14 protein-coding genes and 3 tRNA genes are annotated in these 19125 nt (G+C 55.0%); 13 read left to right on the top strand and 4 right to left on the bottom strand.

Annotated features, from left to right (window positions below; genetic code table 11):
* Window positions 1-25: 25 nt before the first annotated feature.
* From mscM to rsgA, 3 genes are all read right to left on the bottom strand, one after another.
* The gene (gene mscM / locus FY046_RS21880) at window positions 26-3361 is read right to left on the bottom strand and encodes a miniconductance mechanosensitive channel MscM (RefSeq protein WP_133842566.1); all 3336 of its coding nucleotides are present in this window, start codon (window positions 3359-3361) and stop codon (window positions 26-28) included.
* Window positions 3362-3370: 9 nt separating this feature from the next.
* A complete protein-coding gene (gene asd, locus FY046_RS21875) occupies window positions 3371-4270 on the bottom strand; it encodes an archaetidylserine decarboxylase (protein ID WP_133842565.1) in 900 nt (299 codons plus the stop codon).
* Window positions 4271-4409: 139 nt separating this feature from the next.
* Window positions 4410-5468 (bottom strand): small ribosomal subunit biogenesis GTPase RsgA, encoded by a 1059-nt coding sequence (gene rsgA / locus FY046_RS21870; protein WP_133842564.1) that lies wholly within the window; start codon window positions 5466-5468, stop codon window positions 4410-4412.
* A 119-nt stretch (window positions 5469-5587) separates the two neighbouring features.
* Here rsgA and orn point away from each other — a divergent pair, with 119 nt between their 5' ends.
* From orn to FY046_RS21850, 4 genes are all read left to right on the top strand, one after another.
* The gene (gene orn, locus FY046_RS21865; RefSeq protein WP_133842744.1) at window positions 5588-6133 is read left to right on the top strand and encodes an oligoribonuclease; all 546 of its coding nucleotides are present in this window, start codon (window positions 5588-5590) and stop codon (window positions 6131-6133) included.
* 196 nt (window positions 6134-6329) lie between these two features.
* Window positions 6330-6405 (top strand) — tRNA-Gly (locus FY046_RS21860).
* 28 nt (window positions 6406-6433) lie between these two features.
* Window positions 6434-6509: transfer RNA gene (locus tag FY046_RS21855), tRNA-Gly, on the top strand.
* A gap of 304 nt (window positions 6510-6813) precedes the next feature.
* A tRNA-Gly gene (locus FY046_RS21850) sits at window positions 6814-6889 on the top strand.
* 314 nt (window positions 6890-7203) lie between these two features.
* Here the strand turns inward: FY046_RS21850 and queG are convergent.
* Window positions 7204-8343 (bottom strand): tRNA epoxyqueuosine(34) reductase QueG, encoded by a 1140-nt coding sequence (gene queG, locus FY046_RS21845; RefSeq protein WP_446186478.1) that lies wholly within the window; start codon window positions 8341-8343, stop codon window positions 7204-7206.
* Between queG and nnr the strand changes: the two genes are divergently transcribed.
* From nnr to hflC, 9 genes are all read left to right on the top strand, one after another.
* A complete protein-coding gene (gene nnr, locus FY046_RS21840; RefSeq protein ID WP_167864322.1) occupies window positions 8342-9865 on the top strand; it encodes a bifunctional ADP-dependent NAD(P)H-hydrate dehydratase/NAD(P)H-hydrate epimerase in 1524 nt (507 codons plus the stop codon). The genes queG and nnr overlap by 2 nt on opposite strands.
* Window positions 9862-10338 carry a tRNA (adenosine(37)-N6)-threonylcarbamoyltransferase complex ATPase subunit type 1 TsaE gene (gene tsaE / locus FY046_RS21835; protein ID WP_133842561.1) on the top strand — a complete coding sequence of 159 codons (477 nt, stop codon included), beginning with the start codon at window positions 9862-9864 and terminating at the stop codon, window positions 10336-10338. The genes nnr and tsaE overlap by 4 nt, the downstream gene beginning before the upstream one ends.
* Window positions 10335-12011, top strand: coding sequence for an N-acetylmuramoyl-L-alanine amidase AmiB (gene amiB / locus FY046_RS21830; RefSeq protein WP_133842560.1), 1677 nt, complete (start codon window positions 10335-10337; stop codon window positions 12009-12011). Before tsaE ends, amiB begins: the two co-directional genes overlap by 4 nt.
* Window positions 12012-12080: 69 nt before the next feature.
* Complete coding sequence (mutL, locus tag FY046_RS21825) at window positions 12081-13928, top strand: DNA mismatch repair endonuclease MutL (RefSeq protein WP_446186477.1); 1848 nt, start codon at window positions 12081-12083, stop codon at window positions 13926-13928.
* Entirely contained in the window at window positions 13921-14871 is a 951-nt protein-coding gene (miaA, locus tag FY046_RS21820; RefSeq protein WP_167864323.1) for a tRNA (adenosine(37)-N6)-dimethylallyltransferase MiaA, read from the top strand. Before mutL ends, miaA begins: the two co-directional genes overlap by 8 nt.
* A 102-nt stretch (window positions 14872-14973) precedes the next feature.
* Entirely contained in the window at window positions 14974-15285 is a 312-nt protein-coding gene (gene hfq / locus FY046_RS21815) for an RNA chaperone Hfq (RefSeq protein ID WP_062745674.1), read from the top strand.
* 230 nt (window positions 15286-15515) lie between these two features.
* On the top strand, window positions 15516-16796 hold the full coding sequence (hflX, locus tag FY046_RS21810) for a ribosome rescue GTPase HflX (protein WP_133842557.1): 1281 nt from the start codon (window positions 15516-15518) through the stop codon (window positions 16794-16796).
* Window positions 16797-16864: 68 nt separating this feature from the next.
* On the top strand, window positions 16865-18115 hold the full coding sequence (gene hflK / locus FY046_RS21805) for an FtsH protease activity modulator HflK (RefSeq protein ID WP_133842556.1): 1251 nt from the start codon (window positions 16865-16867) through the stop codon (window positions 18113-18115).
* Between the two features lie 3 nt (window positions 18116-18118).
* The gene (hflC, locus tag FY046_RS21800) at window positions 18119-19123 is read left to right on the top strand and encodes a protease modulator HflC (protein ID WP_133842555.1); all 1005 of its coding nucleotides are present in this window, start codon (window positions 18119-18121) and stop codon (window positions 19121-19123) included.
* Window positions 19124-19125: the final 2 nt, after the last annotated feature.

Below are 19125 nucleotides of genomic sequence, written 5' to 3'. Positions count from 1 at the left end.
TCCGATCGCCCCGTGGTTCAGATTCTTATAACCCGCCCGATTTGTAGTTTCTTGCCGCTGGTGCGCCGTTGCTGGCCGGGGTTTTACGCCCAATAGTTTCCATACGAACCTGGAACGGTGGGAACGGCATTTCCAGCCCGTGTTCCTGATAGCCACGCAGGATCAACTGATGCAGCTCATGGCGCAGCGGCATACGGTGCCCCATTTCTGCCGCGTGAATGCGCAGCTCAAACAGCTGAATACCCTGCTGTAAATCCACCAGGAACGCTTCCGGCTGCGGTGTATCCAGCACGTAGCTGCAACGCTGTGCAGCCGTCAGCAGGACGTTGGTCACTTCTTCGCTGTTGGCTTCAGCCGGTGCCGGGATCGTCAGCACTACGCGGGTGACGGAGTCCGACAGCGACCAGTTGATAAACTGTTCAGTGATAAAGGCCTTATTCGGCACGATAATTTCTTTGCGATCCCAGTCCGTAATCGTCGTGGCACGGGTGTTAATCCGCGTGATGCTGCCGGTGAGTTCGCGGATCGTGACGGTATCCCCGATGCGGATCGGTTTCTCAAACAGGATGATCAGACCAGAGATAAAATTGGCGAAGATCTCCTGCAGCCCAAAGCCCAGCCCCACGGTTAAACCGGCGACCAGCCACTGTAATTTCGACCAGTCGATACCAATCAGCGAGAACCCCGCCAGGCCGCCAATCAGAATCAGCAGATATTTCGTCAGGGTGGTGATCGCATAACCGGTCCCTGGCGTCAGGCTAAGGTGTTGCAGCAGCGCCAGCTCCAGCAGGGCAGGCATATTGCGCACCAACTGGGTGGTAATGATCAGCACCAGGACTGCGATCATCACCGATCCGAGCGTGATCGGTTGCAGGCTTTCGACGCCCTGAACGGTGGTGCTGACATCCCACAAGCGGATATTTTCCAGGAAACCAAAGGCGGAGTGAATCTCTGACCAGAGCACAATCACGGAGACCAGCGCAATCAGCGTCAGGATTGAGCGTACCAGGCGTAATGACTGTGCGCTGATGGCATCAAGATCAATGACCGGCTCTTCCACATCCACGCTATCGACGGCGGTCTGTTGTGCAGCCACTTCTTCTTCGCCGCGTGCACGCTGAGCAAGGATTTCAGCACGGCGCTGACGGGCGCGATCAAAAGCGATGCGTCGCCGCTGGATCAGCATCCAGCGGCGGATAATATGGTAAATCACCAGCAGCAGGAACCAGATGGCCACCGAGGTTTCCAGACGTGCCAGCAGAGCCTGCGCGGTGGCCAGATAGCCGATGCAGGAAGCCAGTGCCGCCACCATCGGAATGGCGATCATCGCGTTCCACAGCACGTTATTAATAAAGTTCTCACCGTTGCCCTCTTTGTCGAGGTGAAGCGGGATACCGGCACGCTTCAGGCTGACGGTCACCATGCTGAGCGCACCACAAATCAGGATAAAACACAGACGCCCGAGGGTGGCTGAGAATTGACGATCTTCGAGATTATCGAAGGCGATCAGCATCATCATCAGCGGCACGACCAGGCCGATGCACAGCGTGTAGAAACGCATAGCGCGTGCCACGCGGGTTTGTGGCCAGCGGAAATGGACGATAAACAGACCCTGAGGACGGGCAAAGGTATTACTGACCATAAAGGCCCACAGCAGCGGTACGCTGGCGGTCACGCCGTCACCGATGGCGATGGCGATAGGATAGGGCCAGGCATGCTGTAAACCGTAACCCAGTGCCGCCCACAGCACCGGCAGCGGTAACGCCACCAGAATCGACCAGAACACGGTACGCAGTGTCAGGCTGAAATGATCCTGGGTGACTTTGCCGACCTTGCTGGAGGCGCGTTCAAGGAATTTACGGAAATGGCGGCGCGAGCTGATACTGAAGCCGACCAGCAGCATCGCGCCCAGCAGAGGCAGCACGGTTTCGCGGCTGGTGACCATCATCACCATTGCGCCACCCAGCTGGCCCAGGGTATCCAGCGACAGCAGACGGTGCAGGTCGCGCGCCAGATCAAGCGGGTAGCTGAAGTCTACCGGGCTGACATCTGCCGTCCAGAACAGATAGCGGTGCGTGGCTTCTTTCACTTCATTTAGCGCATCCACCAGCTGGCTGTTACCGACTTTTAGCTTGGTCACGCCAAGGATCAGGTTATCGCAGCCGGAGAGCAGGGAGGTGAGCAGTTCGCGTTGGGTTTTCAGCTGCGCATCCAGAATGCGTCGCTGTTCTGCGGTCAGATTGCTGTTGTCATCCTGGCGCAGCTGAAGCAGCGATTTCTGACGTTCCAGCAGGTCTTCATAATAGAGACGCTGGACGCGCAGCTGGGCCATTTCATTATCCAGCTGCTGAGGTTTTGGCATATCTGGCAGACGAGCCACCTGCGCACGCAGCGCTTCGCCCAGCACATTGGATACGCCCAGCCATTGCGACTGTTCACGGATGGTGCTCAGTGCCTGACGAACCTGGATGGTCTGATTGGCGGCGGTGCGCTGCTGCGACGCCACCAGATCCATACGCTGCGCCTGCTGATTCAGTGCGCTGGACAGTTCACGGTTAACGCGGAACTGTTCGGTGATGCCTTTGGGCATATCACCGCTGTTTTCCGCTAACTGTTCTGTGCGGGCCAGCGCCATTTCAGCTTCACGCTGGCGCAGGCTGTTCAGCTGGTTACGTAAATCCTGTAGGTAGGCATCCAGGCTGGCGGCTTTACGCTGGTGTACTTCGGCACGCATACGCGCCAGTTCCTGGCGATTGTTAGCCGACAACTGTGCCAGTTCGAGTTCATCGACCCGGGCTTTTTGTGCCGCAGACTCAGCCTGACGCTGTGCCAGCTGTGCCTGACCCAGCGGTGTGGTCGGGGCGGGTTGCCCCTGTAAACGGCGTTCGATCTCATTCAGCGCCCGGCGGGCTTCTGTTTGTTGCTGCGGTAACTGGGAAAGTGAATCACTGATTTCGCGTGCGCGATCCTGCTCCTGCTGAACCTGGCGGCTCTCTTCCAGCAACTGGCTGCTGACCTGTAAGATCTCCTGATCAAGGTCAGCGGCACTCATGTTGCTGCGCAAAGGCTTGCTGCTGTCCGTCAGCGTGACGACCTGCTGACGTAACTCGCGGGAAAGTTTAGGAAAATCGTCAATGACCTGCTGGTAATCCTGAGTGAGGTTGAGCGAGTTTTGACGCTCGTCCAGCCAGGTTAGCGTGGATTGCAGGGCATCGACGATAGCCGTCTGATTCGCCGACGTCTTGTCTGACTTCGCCTCTTCCAGCTGCTGTTTGATCAGCGATGCATCCGGTGCGCTGGCGGCATAAACCGGCTGGAGTAAGCTCCAGCCTAATAAAAAAGTGAGAATCAGACGTGACATGGCAATTCGCTATGGATGGTGGAGGACGTCTTCCGCACTTTCTTTCTGCAGTGCGATGGCCAGCGTGGCGCCAAGACGGGTTTTACTTTCTGCCGCCAGGCTTTCAGCCAGCTTCACTTTGCCTGGTGCGAACAGGTTGATGACGGTAGATCCCAGTTTGAAACGGCCCATTTCCTGGCCTTTCAACAACACGACAGAACCTTCGGCATCGGCACCTGGCCAGCTCCAGCGTTTGATCACTCCTTCACGGGGTGGCGTAACGGTGCCGGACCATACGGTTTCAATACTGCCCACGATGGTTGCACCCACCAGAATCTGCGCCATTGGTCCAAATTCAGTATCAAACAGACAGATGACGCGTTCATTACGCGCAAACAGGTTGGGAATGTTCTGCGCGGTCAGTGGGTTCACGGAGTAGAGATCGCCCGGAACGTAGATCATTTCACGCAGGATACCATTACACGGCATATGGACACGGTGGTAGTCACGCGGTGCGAGGTACGTGGTGACAAACTCGCCATCACGGAACATATCGGTCATCGCGGCGTTGCCTGCCAGCAGTGCTTCCAGCGAATAGGTATGGCCTTTGGCCTGGAAAATCTGCTCACCTTCAATATGGCCGAGCTGGCTGATAGCACCATCTGCAGGCAGGATCAGCAGGTTCGGGTCCGTTTCAATCGGACGCGCATCGTCACGCAGCGGGCGGACGAAAAAGTCGTTAAAGGTGCGATAGCTGGCGGTATCAGGCTTCTGCGCCTCTTTCATATCCACTTTGTAGTACCAGACAAAAGCATCAATCACTGCTTTGGTCAGCCATCCACCGCGCTTGCTGGCACCCCAGCCGGCCAGTTCAGTCAGGGCTTTTTTAGGCAGTAAGTTATTCAGGCCGAGTTTAATACGATCTAACACGTTAGCCTCCTGGCTCAAATCAGACGGGTATAGCGCTTTAAAATAAAAGGGGGCGGATTGTAGCAGCGCCCGGAGGTTTAGGCTATTGCCTGACTCTCAGGGCGGCTGCAGGTGGTTCACGCCACGCGGGCAGGTGCAATCAGTTTTTGTCCGTGGTGAAGCGACGGGTTTTACCCTGCACTTCAGACATGGTTTCCAGAATCAGGTGATAGTTAACGAAACGCGATTCGTTGATCTCACCTTTATCCACCGCTTCGCGAATCGCGCAGCCGGGATCGTTGTCATGTTTACAGTCACGGAATTTGCATCCACCCAGATAGTCACGGAATTCGACAAATCCTTGCGTGATTTGTTCCGGCTCCAGGTGCCACAAACCAAATTCACGTACACCTGGGGAGTCAATCACATCACCGCCTTGCGGGAAGTGATAGAGACGGGAGGCGGTGGTGGTGTGCTGACCCAGGCCTGAGTTATCTGAGACGTCATTGGTGAGGATCTCAGCATGGCTCAGTTCCAGCCCCAAAAGGGCGTTCAGCAGGCTGGATTTCCCCACGCCAGACTGCCCGGCGAAGATGCTGATACGATCGGTCAGTGCCTGCTCCAGTTCAACCAGCCCCTCTTTACGATGGCTGGATACCATCAGCACGTTGTAGCCAATATGACGATAGATATCCATTTGCTCATCAACAAAGGCACGGCCTTCATCATCCAGCAAATCGGTTTTATTCAGTACCAGCAATGGCTCAACGCCCAGCGTCTCACAGGCCACCAGATAGCGGTCAATGATGTTCAGCGACAGTTCCGGCAAAATAGCCGAGACCACCACAATCTGATTGATGTTGGCCGCAATGGGCTTCACGCCGTCATAGAAATCAGGACGGGTCAGTACCGAGGTACGTTCATGAACGGCTTCAACAATACCTTTAACGGTGGCACCGCCTTCAACGCCTGGACGCCAGCGCACACGGTCACCGGTCACCAGCGAACGAATGGTGCGGCGGATGTTACAACGGTGAACGGAACCATCCGCATCTTCCACATCAGCATGCATACCAAAACGGCTGATCACCACGCCATCGCGAACTTCACCGAACAGATTGTCATCTGGCTCAGGTTTATCGGCACGCTGCTTCAGGCGACGATCGTGGTTGGCACTTACGCGACGTTGCTGACCCTTGGATAGTTTGTTTTTAGTCACTGTTCCTCACACCGGTTTTGCATATTTCGCCCTGACAGGGCAAAAGGACTATCATACACGCTACTTAACCCTGCAGCCCTATACTCTGCATCATTCGAGTATACATTGTGAGACGTACTATGACTGCCAATGCCAACAACCTGATTTGGATTGACCTTGAAATGACCGGGCTGGACCCGGAGCAGGACCGTATTATTGAGATCGCCACACTGGTGACCGATGCCGATCTGAATATCCTGGCGGAAGGGCCGGTACTTGCTGTCCACCAGTCCGATGCCCAACTGGCGTTAATGGACGAGTGGAATGTGCGCACGCACACCAACAGCGGCCTGGTCGAGCGTGTTAAAGCCAGTCAGTACGATGAAGAAGCCGCCGTGCAGGCCACGATTGCGTTCCTGAAAGAGTGGGTGCCCATCAACAGTTCTCCGATCTGTGGCAACAGCATTGGCCAGGATCGCCGCTTCCTGTTCAAATATATGCCGGAACTGGAAGCATACTTCCACTATCGTTACCTGGATGTCAGCACGCTGAAAGAGCTGGCGCGTCGCTGGAAACCGGAGATCCTGCCAGGGTTCAAAAAGCAGGGCACCCACCAGGCAATGGACGATATCCGCGAGTCCGTGGCAGAACTGGCCTATTACCGCGAGCATTTCATTCAGCTGTGATGTTTTAACGATCTGGATGAAAAAGGGGGAAACCCCGATAAATGGCTCAAAAATGCCGATTAAATCAGCGCAATGACGTTTTAATCGGCAGTCGGAAGAAAAAAAACAAAAAATGTTAGTGGCAGGGTTGCGAGGAGAGAGAATTCTCGTATAATGCGCACCCCGTACCGGTGAAGAATTTTCATCGTTACCCAGAGCGGGAATAGCTCAGTTGGTAGAGCACGACCTTGCCAAGGTCGGGGTCGCGAGTTCGAGTCTCGTTTCCCGCTCCAATTTTTAAAGCAGTAAAGCACCACCCAAGCGGGAATAGCTCAGTTGGTAGAGCACGACCTTGCCAAGGTCGGGGTCGCGAGTTCGAGTCTCGTTTCCCGCTCCAAAATTTTGATTGCAGACAAGATGTATCGTCTACAACCTGTAGAAAAAGAGCCGAAAGGCTCTTTTTTTATGCCTGAAGATAAGCCATGCCTTTCCTGCAGTGGTCAGCGAATGCCGCCGTGCAGGGTACTTATGTGCGAAAATTGTACAGGCCACGATCGGCATTAAATTTTTTTCACGCAAGTCTTGCCAGCATCAGCAAACGGGTCCATAATAGCGACCTCTCCTCCGGAAGGAAGAGTTAAAAGCTAAAACAATCAAGTAGTTATAAGATGTTTAGCACAGAAATTCAGCAGTACTCCTAAGCGGGAATAGCTCAGTTGGTAGAGCACGACCTTGCCAAGGTCGGGGTCGCGAGTTCGAGTCTCGTTTCCCGCTCCAAATAAAAATCTTTCTCAATTGCCTTCCAAATTATCCACAGCGCTAAGCGCAGTGCGGTAGCCCGTTTTTACATGGGGCAAAAATGTTTTAAACAGACTTATCCACAGCCTATGTTGTTGATCTTCGCGCGCGAAAAAACAGCCGCTAATTAGTTGTTATACGTAACTTGCTGTTTTGTCTATTATTGTGAATATTTCAAATTGTTATCTGGATCACTTGTGCTTCCTGTGACGGTTGAATGACAACGACTTTTTATTTTTATTCACAGCATGTGGAAAAGATTCCGCGTGGGTAATATTCCGTATGTTGTGCAATTAAGCATCACGCGGTAATCCCTTCTCAATGACGCGAACCAGACGTTTTTGCTGGTTGTTCTGAACGTCGACCCTGTTTTCTTCACGTCGTGCTAACTGGCAGCCAATAGCCCAGTCGATATGCTCATCCAGCATGTTGTTTTCGCCCCGTCGTGTTTCCAGCGCCGCCAGATGCTTTTCATCCCAGGGAGCGTTGCCCAGCGCTACCGCAATATTACGCAACCAGCGCAGATGACCAATACGTCGGATAGCCGATCCTTCCGTGATACGCAGAAATTTCGCTTCATCCCAGGCAAAAAGTTCGATCAACGGTGGAGCGTGTAACACCGCTCGCGGGCTAAAATCATCCTCATCGGTGAGCTGGCCGTATCGGTTCCACGGACAGATCAGCTGGCAGTCATCGCAACCATAAATACGATTTCCGATTAATGGACGAAACTCTTCCGGGATCGCGCCTTCTAACTCAATCGTGAGGTAGGAGATACAGCGGCGGGCATCAACGGTATAGGGTTCGACAATCGCACCCGTTGGGCAGGTGGTGATACAGGCCACGCAGCGCCCGCAGTTTTCTTCCACCGGTTGATCTACGGGTAATGGCAGGTCGATCAGTAATTCGCCAAGAAAAAACCACGACCCCGCTTCACGATTAAGGATCAGCGAGTGTTTGCCTGTCCAGCCCAGGCCCGCTTTGGCGGCCAGTGGGCGTTCCAACAGTGGGGCAGAGTCGACAAAGGGCCGGAACTGGGCCTCGCTACAGTGTTCGCGGATCTTATCGCCGAGCTTTTTCAGTCGATTACGTAATACTTTGTGGTAATCGCGGCCAAGAGCATAACGGCTGACATAACCGAGGCGCGGATTTTTCAGCGTGCTGGCAAAGGCGGCTTTTGCCGGCAGATAATTCATCCGCACGCTGATCATCCGTAACGTGCCGGGAAGCAGTTCATGGGGACGGGCGCGCATCATGCCATGACGCGCCATCCAGTCCATTTCTCCGTGATATTGTTTATCCAGCCAGGCCTGAAGACGCGGCTCTTCCAGCGTTAAGTCGGTATCACAGATACCCACCTGCTGAAAGCCGAGGTCAAGCCCCCACTGTTTAATATCCAGAGCGAGTTGATGGAAATCGAGAGGATGCGACATGAATGACCTGAACCAGCAAAAAGACCCGGTCAGTTTACCCTATTCTGTCTGGCCTGTGGAGGCGATAGCCAGGCTGGAGCGTGAGGGGGCGGACAATCTTGGCATCACCCTGTTCGAATTGATGCAGCGAGCGGGGGAAGCTGCCTTCAGTCTGCTGCGCCAGCAGTGGCCGCATGCGCAACACTGGGTGATTCTGTGTGGACCGGGTAACAACGGCGGTGACGGCTTTGTGGTGGCGCGCCTGGCGCAGGCGGCCGGTGTGGAAGTGGCCCTGATTGCGGTGGAGAGTGACAGCGCGCTGCCGGAGGAAGCTCGTCAGGCACGTGAAAACTGGCTGGCGGCCGGAGGCGTGATCCACGATGTCTCGTTTGCATGGCCAGAAAAGACAGATGTCATTGTTGATGCCCTGCTGGGTACCGGTCTCAATCGCCCTCCTGCTTTTCCCTATGACCGTCTTATTGAGCAGGCAAACCACCATACTGCGCCGGTTTTCTCTCTGGATATTCCTTCCGGGTTAGTGGCTGCTAACGGGACAGTGCCCGGAGTGGTAATAGATGCCCAACACACGCTGACATTTGTGGGGCTAAAACCAGGTTTGCTAACGGGTAAGGCGCGTGACCATGTCGGTCAGCTACATTGCCACAGTCTGAATCTTGATGCGTGGTTGCAGACCCGGTCTGCGCCCATCGCGCGTTACGATGCTCATCATCTGGCCGCCTGGCTGCCGCCTCGTCGTCCCACCTCGCACAAAGGGGATCACGGGCGACTGCTGGTTATCGGGGGCGATCATGGCACTGCCGGGGCCATTCGAATGACGGCTGAGGCCGCATTACGTTCGGGGTCAGGGCTGGTGCGAGTGCTTACTCACATTGAGAATGTTGGCCCGCTGTTGACTGCACGGCCCGAGCTGATGGTGCAGGAGATGACGGCAGAGACGCTGGATGCAGGCCTGGAATGGGCTGATGTCATTGTGATTGGCCCCGGTCTTGGCCAGGGTGAATGGGGTAAGAAAGCCTTGAAAAAGGTAGAAAATACTCAGAAAACGATGCTTTGGGACGCCGATGCGCTTAACCTGCTGGCAATCAGCCCCGATAAACGTCAAAATCGGGTTATTACGCCGCATCCCGGCGAAGCCGCAAGGCTCTTGAACACTAAAGTTAGCGATATTGAGAGTGACCGCTTACTGGCTGTACGGCGTCTGCAAAAGCGTTATGGTGGCGTTGTGGTACTGAAAGGTGCCGGGACGCTCATCGCCAGCGAGCAGGGCGAACTGGCGATTGCTGATGTCGGCAACGCCGGTATGGCCAGCGGGGGAATGGGAGATGTGTTATCTGGTATCATCGGCAGCCTGGCAGGGCAAAAGCTCTCACTGTACGATGCCGCCTGCGCAGGATGCGTAGTGCACGGAGCGGCGGCAGACGCAGTGGCGCAACGTCGCGGTACACGCGGAATGTTAGCCACCGATTTGTTCTCCGAGCTGTATCTGTTTGTCAATCCTGAGATCTCGAATACTAAAGAATGATGACCTGTGTAATTGCGTTGCCCGATGAGGCAGCAACCCTCGCATTGGGTGCCCGCCTGGCCCGCGCCTGTGATGGCGCGGCGACCCTCTATCTCTATGGCGATCTGGGGGCGGGTAAAACCACTTTCAGCCGCGGATTCTTGCAGGCACTCGGCCATCAGGGCAATGTGAAAAGCCCTACCTACACACTGGTTGAGCCCTATGTCCTGCCGGATCGCCGGGTTTATCATTTCGATCTGTACCGCTTGTCTGACCCGGAAGAACTGGAGTTTATGGGAATTCGTGATTACTTTGGCCCTGACAGCTTGTGTCTGGTCGAATGGCCGCAGCAGGGCGCGGGTGTTCTGCCCGAGCCGGATCTGGAACTGCACCTCAGTTATCAGGGGCATGCGCGCGAAGCCTTATTGCGTGCCTGCTCGCCTGCGGGTGAAGTGATGCTGGCGCGGATGACCGCTGAGCAGGGTGGCGCATGATGTTGCGATTGAAAGCCTGGTGTCTGCTGGCGCTGTTCTGCTGTTCATTTAGCTCACTGGCGGCAAATTTATCGGATATTAAAGTCTCGAACGGCAGTAACCAGGCGGAAGTGACCCTGAGCTTTGCCGGTCAGCCCGTCTATGCCTTTTTCCCGCTGCATAACCCGGACCGGGTGGTGCTGGATATTCGCCAGAGCGGGATTGTTCAAGGGCTGCCGCTGAATTTCAGCGGTGAAAATATTGTCAAACGCATTCGTTCCAGTACGGCGAAAGACAGCCAGAGTATCCGGCTTGTCTTTGAGCTCACCCAGCGTGGGAAAACGCGTGCGGTCACCCAGCGTAACGGCAATAATTACAACGTGGTGTTTACCATTACGGGTACGCAGCCTGCCGCACAAACCGCCAGTCCCAATGCGCCAGTCAGCAGTGTCTCCCGTTCACGTCCAGCCAGTCAGCCTGGGAAAAGCCCGTTTGATGCTAATCCGGTGACGTCGGTCAGCAGCGGCAATCAGGTCGCACGCCCGCGCAGCGCGGCCAGTAGCAACGATACGGTGATTGTGGCGATCGATGCCGGTCACGGTGGTCAGGACCCCGGTGCCATTGGCGGCGGTGGCTTGAAAGAGAAAAACGTCACCATTGCGATTGCGCGTAAGCTGAAAGAGCTGCTCAATGCCGACCCGATGTTTAAAGGGGTGATGACCCGCGACGGCGACTACTTTATCTCCGTGATGGGGCGTTCGGATGTGGCGCGTAAACAGAATGCGAATATGCTGGTTTCTATTCATGCTGACGCCGCACCTAACCGCTCAGCATCCGGGGCATCGGTCTGGGTGCTGTCGAACCGTCGTGCCAATAGTGAAATGGCTGGCTGGCTGGAGCAGCATGAGAAGCAATCAGAACTGTTGGGGGGGGCAGGTGACCTGTTAGCCAACAGCCAGGCCGATCCCTACCTGAGCCAGGCAGTGCTGGACTTACAGTTCGGCCATTCGCAGCGTGTCGGCTACGATGTGGCAGTGAAAGTGATTGCGCAGTTGCAACGCGTAGGCGCACTGCACAAACGCCGGCCGGAACATGCCAGCCTGGGCGTATTGCGCTCGCCGGATATTCCTTCTCTGCTGGTGGAAACCGGCTTTATCAGTAACCCTTCGGAGGAGCGACTGCTTGGCAGTAGCGCTTACCAGCAGAAGATTGCCGAGTCGATTTATAAAGGCCTGCGCAACTACTTCCTGGCGCACCCGCTACAATCGATCCCAAAGGAGGAAAACCGACCGTTGCAAGCCGCAACGGCGGTTGAAGTCGAGGCTAACCCGGCACCAACAGCGACCGAATACACTGGCGCAACGCAGCGCCATGTGGTGAAACGCGGTGAAACGTTATCCGGTATCGCCGCCAGCTACGGTGTCAGCATGTCGACACTGCGCTCCATGAACACCCTGAAAAAAGATGTGGTGTGGGTGGGACAGCGTCTGAAAGTGCCAGCAGGCAGTAAAACGGCCGCCATCGCCAGTGTGGCAAAAAGCAAAAAGCCGGCCCGGCATAAAGTGGTCCGTGGCGATTCGCTGACGGCGATTGCGGCGAAATATGGCGTTAGCCCGCAGGCTATCCAGCAGGCGAATAAGATGAAGTCTCAGAATGTGATGCTTGGCCAGACATTAAAAATTCCGGCGTCATAATCTCGTGCGGGGCATACCTCGCCCCTCCCCAGGGGGCAGGCATGCCTGGCCCTTTTCTAAGGATAAATCATGCCCATTCAGGTATTACCGCCACAACTTGCTAATCAGATTGCCGCTGGTGAAGTCGTTGAACGCCCGGCATCGGTGGTGAAAGAGCTGGTGGAAAATAGTCTGGATGCGGGCGCAACGCGCATTGATATCGATATCGAAAAAGGCGGCGCAAAGCTGATCCGCATTCGTGATAACGGTTGCGGCATTACTAAAGATGAGCTGGCGATGGCACTGGCGCGCCACGCCACCAGTAAGATCACGACGCTGGACGATCTTGAGGCGATTATCAGCCTCGGATTTCGTGGCGAGGCGCTGGCCAGTATCAGCTCGGTGTCGCGTCTGATCCTGACATCGCGAACGGAAGCGCAGAGCGAAGCCTGGCAAGCCTATGCCGAAGGGCGCGATCAGGCGGTGACCGTCAAACCGGCGGCGCACCCGGTAGGCACCACGCTGGAAGTGCTGGATTTGTTCTATAACACCCCGGCGCGCCGCAAATTCATGCGCACCGAAAAAACCGAATTTACCCATATTGATGAAGTGATCCGGCGTATCGCGCTGGCACGCTTTGATGTGGCGATCTCCCTCACCCACAACGGAAAGCTGGTGCGTCAGTATCGCGGCGTCAGTGATAGTACGCAGCGTGAGCGCCGTGTGGCAGCCATCTGCGGCACCGCTTTTATGACTCACGCCCTTACCATTGAATGGCAGCACGGCGATCTGAGTTTACGCGGTTGGGTGGCTGACCCGGTGGGGTCAAAAGCGCTGACGGAATTACAATATTGCTATGTTAACGGCCGCATGATGCGTGACCGTTTGATCAATCACGCTATCCGTCAGGCCTATCAGGACAAACTGGGGGAGCAGCATCAGCCTGCTTATGTCCTGTATCTGGAAATTGACCCGCATCAGGTGGATGTCAACGTACATCCGGCGAAGCATGAGGTGCGTTTTCATCAGTCGCGCCTGGTGCATGACTTTATTTATCAAGGCGTGGTGAGTGTATTACAGGAAACCGGTGCTGAAACACTGCCTGAAATGTCCTCTGCCTCTGCCGAACGTTGGCAGCCGGAAAACCGCCAGGCGGCAGGGGGGAATCATTTTGCTGAACCTGCGCCGGCGACGCCACCGCGTGCTGCCCCGGCGGGAAATACCGGGAGCGGCGGCAATAGCTGGCAGCGGCAGGAGCCGCAGTATCAGAAACGTGAAGGTGCCGTCTATCAGCAACTATTGAACACCCCGGCACGCAGTGAAGATCCGCGCCCCGTGGCGGTCGCGGCAAAAGAAGACAAACCGGCACCGTTGAGCGGGCATGTGCACAGCTTTGGGCGAGTGCTGACGGTAGTACGTGAACAGTATGCGCTGGTTGACGGAACATCGGGTGTGGCATTAATCGCGCTGGCAGTGGCAGAGCGCTGGCTGAAACAGACACAGCTGGAGCCCGGTAGCGAGGGGTTGAAACCTCAGCCGCTATTGATTCCGGTCCGATTGAAGCTGGAGAAGGCAGAGCGCGAGGCAGGTAACCGAAATGCTGCCTTATTGAGCGAGATGGGCATTGACCTGCTGTTTGACGCTCATCATGTGATGTTACGCGCCGTGCCTTTACCATTACGCCAACAAAATTTACAAAACTTGATTCCAGAAATGTTAGGGTATCTGGCCCGGCAGCAAGATGCTTCAGCGAGCCAGACGGCGCAGTGGTTAGCGCGCCAGTCGGTTTCTGAACATCAGCACTGGAATCACTCGCAGGCGATTACCTTGCTGGCTGAAGTCGAACGACTTTGCCCGCAGTTAGTGAAGTCGCCACCTTCTGGATTATTGCAATACATCGATATTGAATCGGCGATGAACGCCCTGAAGCATGAGTGAACAATCCATGGCTGGCCTGCCTAAGGCAATATTTTTGATGGGGCCTACGGCCTCCGGTAAAACCTCTCTGGCAATTGCATTGCGTCAGGCGTTACCGGTAGAGCTGATTAGTGTTGATTCAGCGCTGATCTACCGCGGGATGGATATTGGTACCGCCAAGCCATCCGCAGAAGAACTTGCGCTCGCGCCCCATCATTTGCTGGACATACGCGATCCGTCTGAGGCCTATTCGGCCGCAGAATTTCGGCGCGATGCACTGGCCGAAATGGCGGAAATTACCCGGCGGGGAAATATTCCGTTGCTTGTTGGAGGCACCATGCTCTATTACAAGGCGTTACTGGAAGGATTATCGCCGTTGCCCTCGGCCGATCCAGAGGTACGTCAGCGTATTGAGCAGATGGCGAACGAAGAAGGCTGGGAAGCCCTTCATCGCCAGTTATGTGATGTAGATCCCGTTGCTGGAAGTCGTATTCATCCGAATGATCCCCAGAGACTCTCGCGAGCACTGGAAGTTTTTTTTATTTCGGGTAAAACTTTAACGGAACTGACAAAAACGTCGGGCGATCCCCTGCCATATGATGTCTCACAGTTTGCTATCGCACCGGCGAGCCGTGAACTGATTCATCAGCGTATTGAGCAGCGGTATCATCAGATGCTGGCGTCAGGATTTGAAGCGGAAGCTCGGGCGCTTTTTGCCCGAGGTGATTTGCATACGGACATGCCTTCCATTCGTTGTGTTGGTTATCGCCAGATGTGGTCATTTTTATCCGGTGAAATTGATTACGATGACATGGTTTATCGGGGAATTTGCGCAACCCGGCAGTTGGCGAAACGACAGATGACCTGGTTACGCGGCTGGAAGGAAGTTCACTGGCTTGACAGCGAACAGCCCGATGTTGCATACGACAGAGTGTTACAGGTTCTTAGTGCGAAGCCTGGGTGATTGTGTACAATTGGTGCGTTATCTTGCGCAAATTTTTTACGTCGTATTTCGAACCCTATGGTTCTTAAGTTACAAACAACAAGCATATAAGGAAAAGATAGAATGGCTAAGGGGCAATCATTGCAAGATCCGTTCTTGAACGCACTGCGTCGCGAACGTGTTCCGGTTTCGATTTATTTGGTAAATGGCATCAAACTTCAGGGCCAGATCGAGTCGTTTGATCAATTTGTTATTCTTTTGAAAAACACGGTTAGCCAGATGGTGTACAAGCACGCGATCTCTACCGTTGTTCCGTCCCGCCCGGTCTCCCACCATAGCAACAATGCAGGTGGCGGAAGCAGCAACTATCATCATAGCGGAAGTAACCAGGGGGCAGCTTCTCAGCCTCAGCAAGACAGTGATGACGCTGAATAAGTAGCGTGGCTGTCCCTCCAAGACGGGGAGTCTTTTGATCGCGGTTCCCCGTCCTGGCAATATTTTTATGGCAACGAATCTAACGCCTGGCTTCCTTATTGCGCTTAAGACATTAAGTGAATCCATGCAAAAAACGCCGTTTAGTGAGCTGAACGCGCATTTTGAATCTGGTTTTGACGCAGTATGGCCAACGCGCAGCAGGTTTAACAAAGTATCGAGAGGTTTTCAGTTTGTTTGACCGTTATGATGCCGGTGAGCAGGCCGTACTGGTGCACATCTATTTCTCGCAAGACAGAGATACAGAAGATTTACAGGAGTTTGAAACTCTGGTGTCTTCTGCTGGCGTAGAAGCGCTGCGTGTCGTTACAGGCAGCCGCAAGGCGCCACACCCCAAATATTTTGTCGGTGAAGGAAAGGCTGTAGAAATTGCCGATGCGGTAAAAGAGAGCGGTGCCTCCGTGGTGCTGTTCGATCACGCCTTGAGTCCGGCACAGGAGCGAAACCTGGAAGCCCTGTGTGAGTGCCGCGTCATTGACCGCACCGGACTGATCCTGGATATCTTCGCCCAACGCGCCCGAACCCATGAAGGTAAATTGCAGGTTGAGCTGGCGCAGCTGCGTCACCTTGCCACGCGACTGGTTCGCGGTTGGACGCACCTTGAACGCCAGAAAGGCGGTATTGGTCTACGCGGCCCGGGTGAAACCCAGTTAGAAACCGACCGTCGTTTACTGCGTAACCGTATTACGCTGATTCTTTCCCGTCTTGAACGCGTCTCTAAGCAGCGCGAGCAGGGCAGGCAGGCCCGTAACAAGGCCGATGTCCCAACCGTTTCGCTGGTGGGATACACCAACGCCGGTAAGTCCACATTATTCAATCGCCTGACCACCTCCGAGGTGTATGTGGCTGACCAACTGTTTGCCACCCTCGACCCGACGTTACGTCGTGTTGATGTGGTTGATGTGGGCGAAGTGGTACTGGCCGATACCGTGGGTTTTATTCGCCATCTGCCCCATGATCTGGTGGCGGCGTTTAAAGCCACGTTGCAGGAAACCCGTGAGGCGACGCTGTTGCTGCACGTGATTGATGCAGCGGATGCCCGGCTTGATGACAACATCGAAGCGGTCAACGTGGTGTTGGAAGAAATTGAATCCGATGAAATCCCCAGCCTGCTGGTGATGAATAAAATCGATATGCTGGATGATTTTGTTCCGCGTATCGACCGTGATGAAGAAAACCTGCCCATCCGTGTCTGGCTTTCAGCCCAGACGGGGGAAGGAATTCCACTGTTATTCCAGGCGCTGACTGAGCGCCTGGCCGGTGAAATCGCGCAGTATGATTTACGCCTGCCGCCAGCAGCTGGGCGGTTACGTAGCCGCTTTTACCAGTTGCAGGCGATAGAGAAAGAGTGGAATGAAGACGATGGTAGCGTAGGGTTACATGTGCGCATGCCAATCGTTGACTGGCGTCGCCTGTGTAAACAGGAACCCTCGCTGGTCGATTATATTGTTTAACTGATGTTGCCTGACACGTGTATCCCGGCCTGGGATACCACCGCACACACAATTAATGGAGTATAAACATGGCGTGGAATCAGCCCGGGAATAACGGACAGGACCGCGACCCGTGGGGAAGCAGCAATAACCAAGGCGGCAACTCTGGGGGAAATAAAGGAGGGCGCGATAAGGGGCCTCCTGATTTAGATGATATCTTCCGTAAGCTGAGCAATAAGCTCGGTGGCCTGGGCGGTGGTAAAAAAGGCGGTGACGGCAACGGCAGTGGCCAGCGCAAACCCGGCAATGCCGGACGTCTGGTCGGTATCGTGGCGGTAGCAGCAGTGGTTATCTGGGCTGCCAGCGGCTTCTATACCATCAAAGAGGCCGAGCGCGGCGTGGTAACACGCTTCGGGAAGTTCAGTCATCTGGTCGAGCCGGGTCTGAACTGGAAACCGACCTTCGTTGATCAGGTGCGTGCGGTGAACGTGGAGGCGGTGCGTGAGCTGTCGGCTTCCGGCACCATGCTGACCTCTGATGAAAACGTTGTGCGCGTTGAGATGAACGTGCAGTACCGCGTGACCAACCCGGAACGTTATCTGTTTGCTGTGACCAGCGCTGATGACAGCCTGCGTCAGGCAACCGACAGCGCCCTGCGTGGCGTTATCGGTCGTTCAACCATGGACCGTATTCTGACCGAAGGCCGTACCGTGGTGCGTAGCGAAACCCAGCGTGAGCTGGAAGAAACTGTGCGTCCGTACGATATGGGTATTACCCTTCTGGACGTCAACTTCCAGACAGCGCGTCCGCCGGAAGATGTGAAAGCCTCCTTCGATGATGCGATTGCTGCACGTGAAAACCGTGAGCAGGCTGTTCGTGAAGCGGAAGCTTACGCTAATGACAAACTGCCACGTGCACGTGGTGATGCACAGGGGATTCTGGAACAGGCTCGTGCCTACAAATCTCGTGTCACACTGGAAGCGCAGGGTGAAGTCGACAGCTTCGCGCGTATTCTGCCGGAGTACAAAGCGGCACCGCAGATTACCCGTGAACGTCTGTATATCGAAACCATGGAGCGCGTGCTGGGCCATACCCGCAAGGTGCTGGTTAACGATAAAGGCAGCAATCTGATGGTATTGCCACTGGATCAGCTGATGCGTGGCCAGGGCGGTGCATCTGCCAGTGGTCAGGATGGAAGCGGCGGTCTGCTGCGTCTGCCACCGGCATCAGGCAGTAACGAGCGCGCCAGCGGCAGTTCGTCGTTCAGTCCGGACGACATTATGGATCAGCGCCGGGTGAATGCTCAGCGTAACGATACCCAGCGCGAAGGGAGAGAGTAAGCGATGCGTAAGCCATTAATCGTACTATTGATTGTTGTGCTGGTGGTGCTGTACGCGTCACTGTTTGTTGTGCAGGAAGGCCAGCGTGGCATTGTGATGCGCTTCGGTAAAGTACTGCGCGATTCTGAAAATAAACCTCTGGTCTACGCGCCAGGCCTGCACTTCAAGATCCCGTTCCTGGAATCTGTGAAGTCACTTGATGCGCGTATTCAGACGATGGACAACCAGGCCGATCGCTTCGTCACTAAAGAGAAGAAAGACCTGATCGTTGATTCCTACATCAAATGGCGTGTCAGCGACTTTAGCCGTTACTACCTCGCCACCGGCGGTGGTGATGTCTCTCAGGCCGAAGTGCTGCTGAAACGTAAGTTCAGTGACCGTCTGCGTTCTGAGATTGGTCGTCTGGATGTCAAAGACATCGTGACTGACTCTCGTGGCCGTCTGACGACTGATGTACGTGATGCGCTGAACACCGGTAGTGCAGGCCAGGATGATGAAGTGGCAACGCCAGCCGCCGATGATGCGATTGCATCTGTAGCGAAACGCGTTGAAAGCGAGACGAACAGCAACGAACCGGCTATCAACCCGAACAGTATGGCGGCGTTGGGTATCCAGGTGGTTGATGTGCGCATCAAGCAGATTAACCTGCCAACGGAAGTGTCTGACGCTATCTATGCACGTATGCGTGCCGAGCGTGAATCTGTTGCCCGTAGCCAGCGTGCTCAGGGTGCAGAAGAAGCCGCGAAGGTCAGAGCTCAGGCAGATTATGAAGTGGAACGTACACTGGCTGAAGCGCGCCGTCAGGCTCTGATTACTCAGGGTGAAGGCGATGCGGAAGTGGCGAAACTGTTTGCTGATTCGTTCAGCCAGGATCCTGACTTCTATGCCTTTATCCGTAGCCTGCGTGCTTACGAAAACAGCTTCAAGAGCAATCAGGATGTCATGGTGCTCAGTCCGGATAGCGACTTCTTCCGCTTTATGAAGAGCCCGTCTACCACGACGCGCTAATC

This window comes from Erwinia sp. 1181_3 (assembly GCF_052824965.1).
Note: the sequence above shows the minus strand (reverse complement) of the source record. Positions and strands in the feature narration are given on the sequence as shown.

Excerpts from the sequence above, each read along its gene's own strand:
- mscM (WP_133842566.1), bottom strand. The coding sequence starts at position 3,361 with ATGTCACGTCTGATTCTCACTTTTTTATTAGGCTGGAGCTTACTCCAG.
- orn (WP_133842744.1), top strand. The coding sequence starts at position 5,588 with ATGACTGCCAATGCCAACAACCTGATTTGGATTGACCTTGAAATGACC.
- nnr (WP_167864322.1), top strand. The coding sequence starts at position 8,342 with ATGAATGACCTGAACCAGCAAAAAGACCCGGTCAGTTTACCCTATTCT.
- queG (WP_446186478.1), bottom strand. The coding sequence starts at position 8,343 with ATGTCGCATCCTCTCGATTTCCATCAACTCGCTCTGGATATTAAACAG.
- tsaE (WP_133842561.1), top strand. The coding sequence starts at position 9,862 with ATGATGACCTGTGTAATTGCGTTGCCCGATGAGGCAGCAACCCTCGCA.
- amiB (WP_133842560.1), top strand. The coding sequence starts at position 10,335 with ATGATGTTGCGATTGAAAGCCTGGTGTCTGCTGGCGCTGTTCTGCTGT.
- mutL (WP_446186477.1), top strand. The coding sequence starts at position 12,081 with ATGCCCATTCAGGTATTACCGCCACAACTTGCTAATCAGATTGCCGCT.
- miaA (WP_167864323.1), top strand. The coding sequence starts at position 13,921 with ATGAGTGAACAATCCATGGCTGGCCTGCCTAAGGCAATATTTTTGATG.
- hfq (WP_062745674.1), top strand. The coding sequence starts at position 14,974 with ATGGCTAAGGGGCAATCATTGCAAGATCCGTTCTTGAACGCACTGCGT.
- hflK (WP_133842556.1), top strand. The coding sequence starts at position 16,865 with ATGGCGTGGAATCAGCCCGGGAATAACGGACAGGACCGCGACCCGTGG.
- hflC (WP_133842555.1), top strand. The coding sequence starts at position 18,119 with ATGCGTAAGCCATTAATCGTACTATTGATTGTTGTGCTGGTGGTGCTG.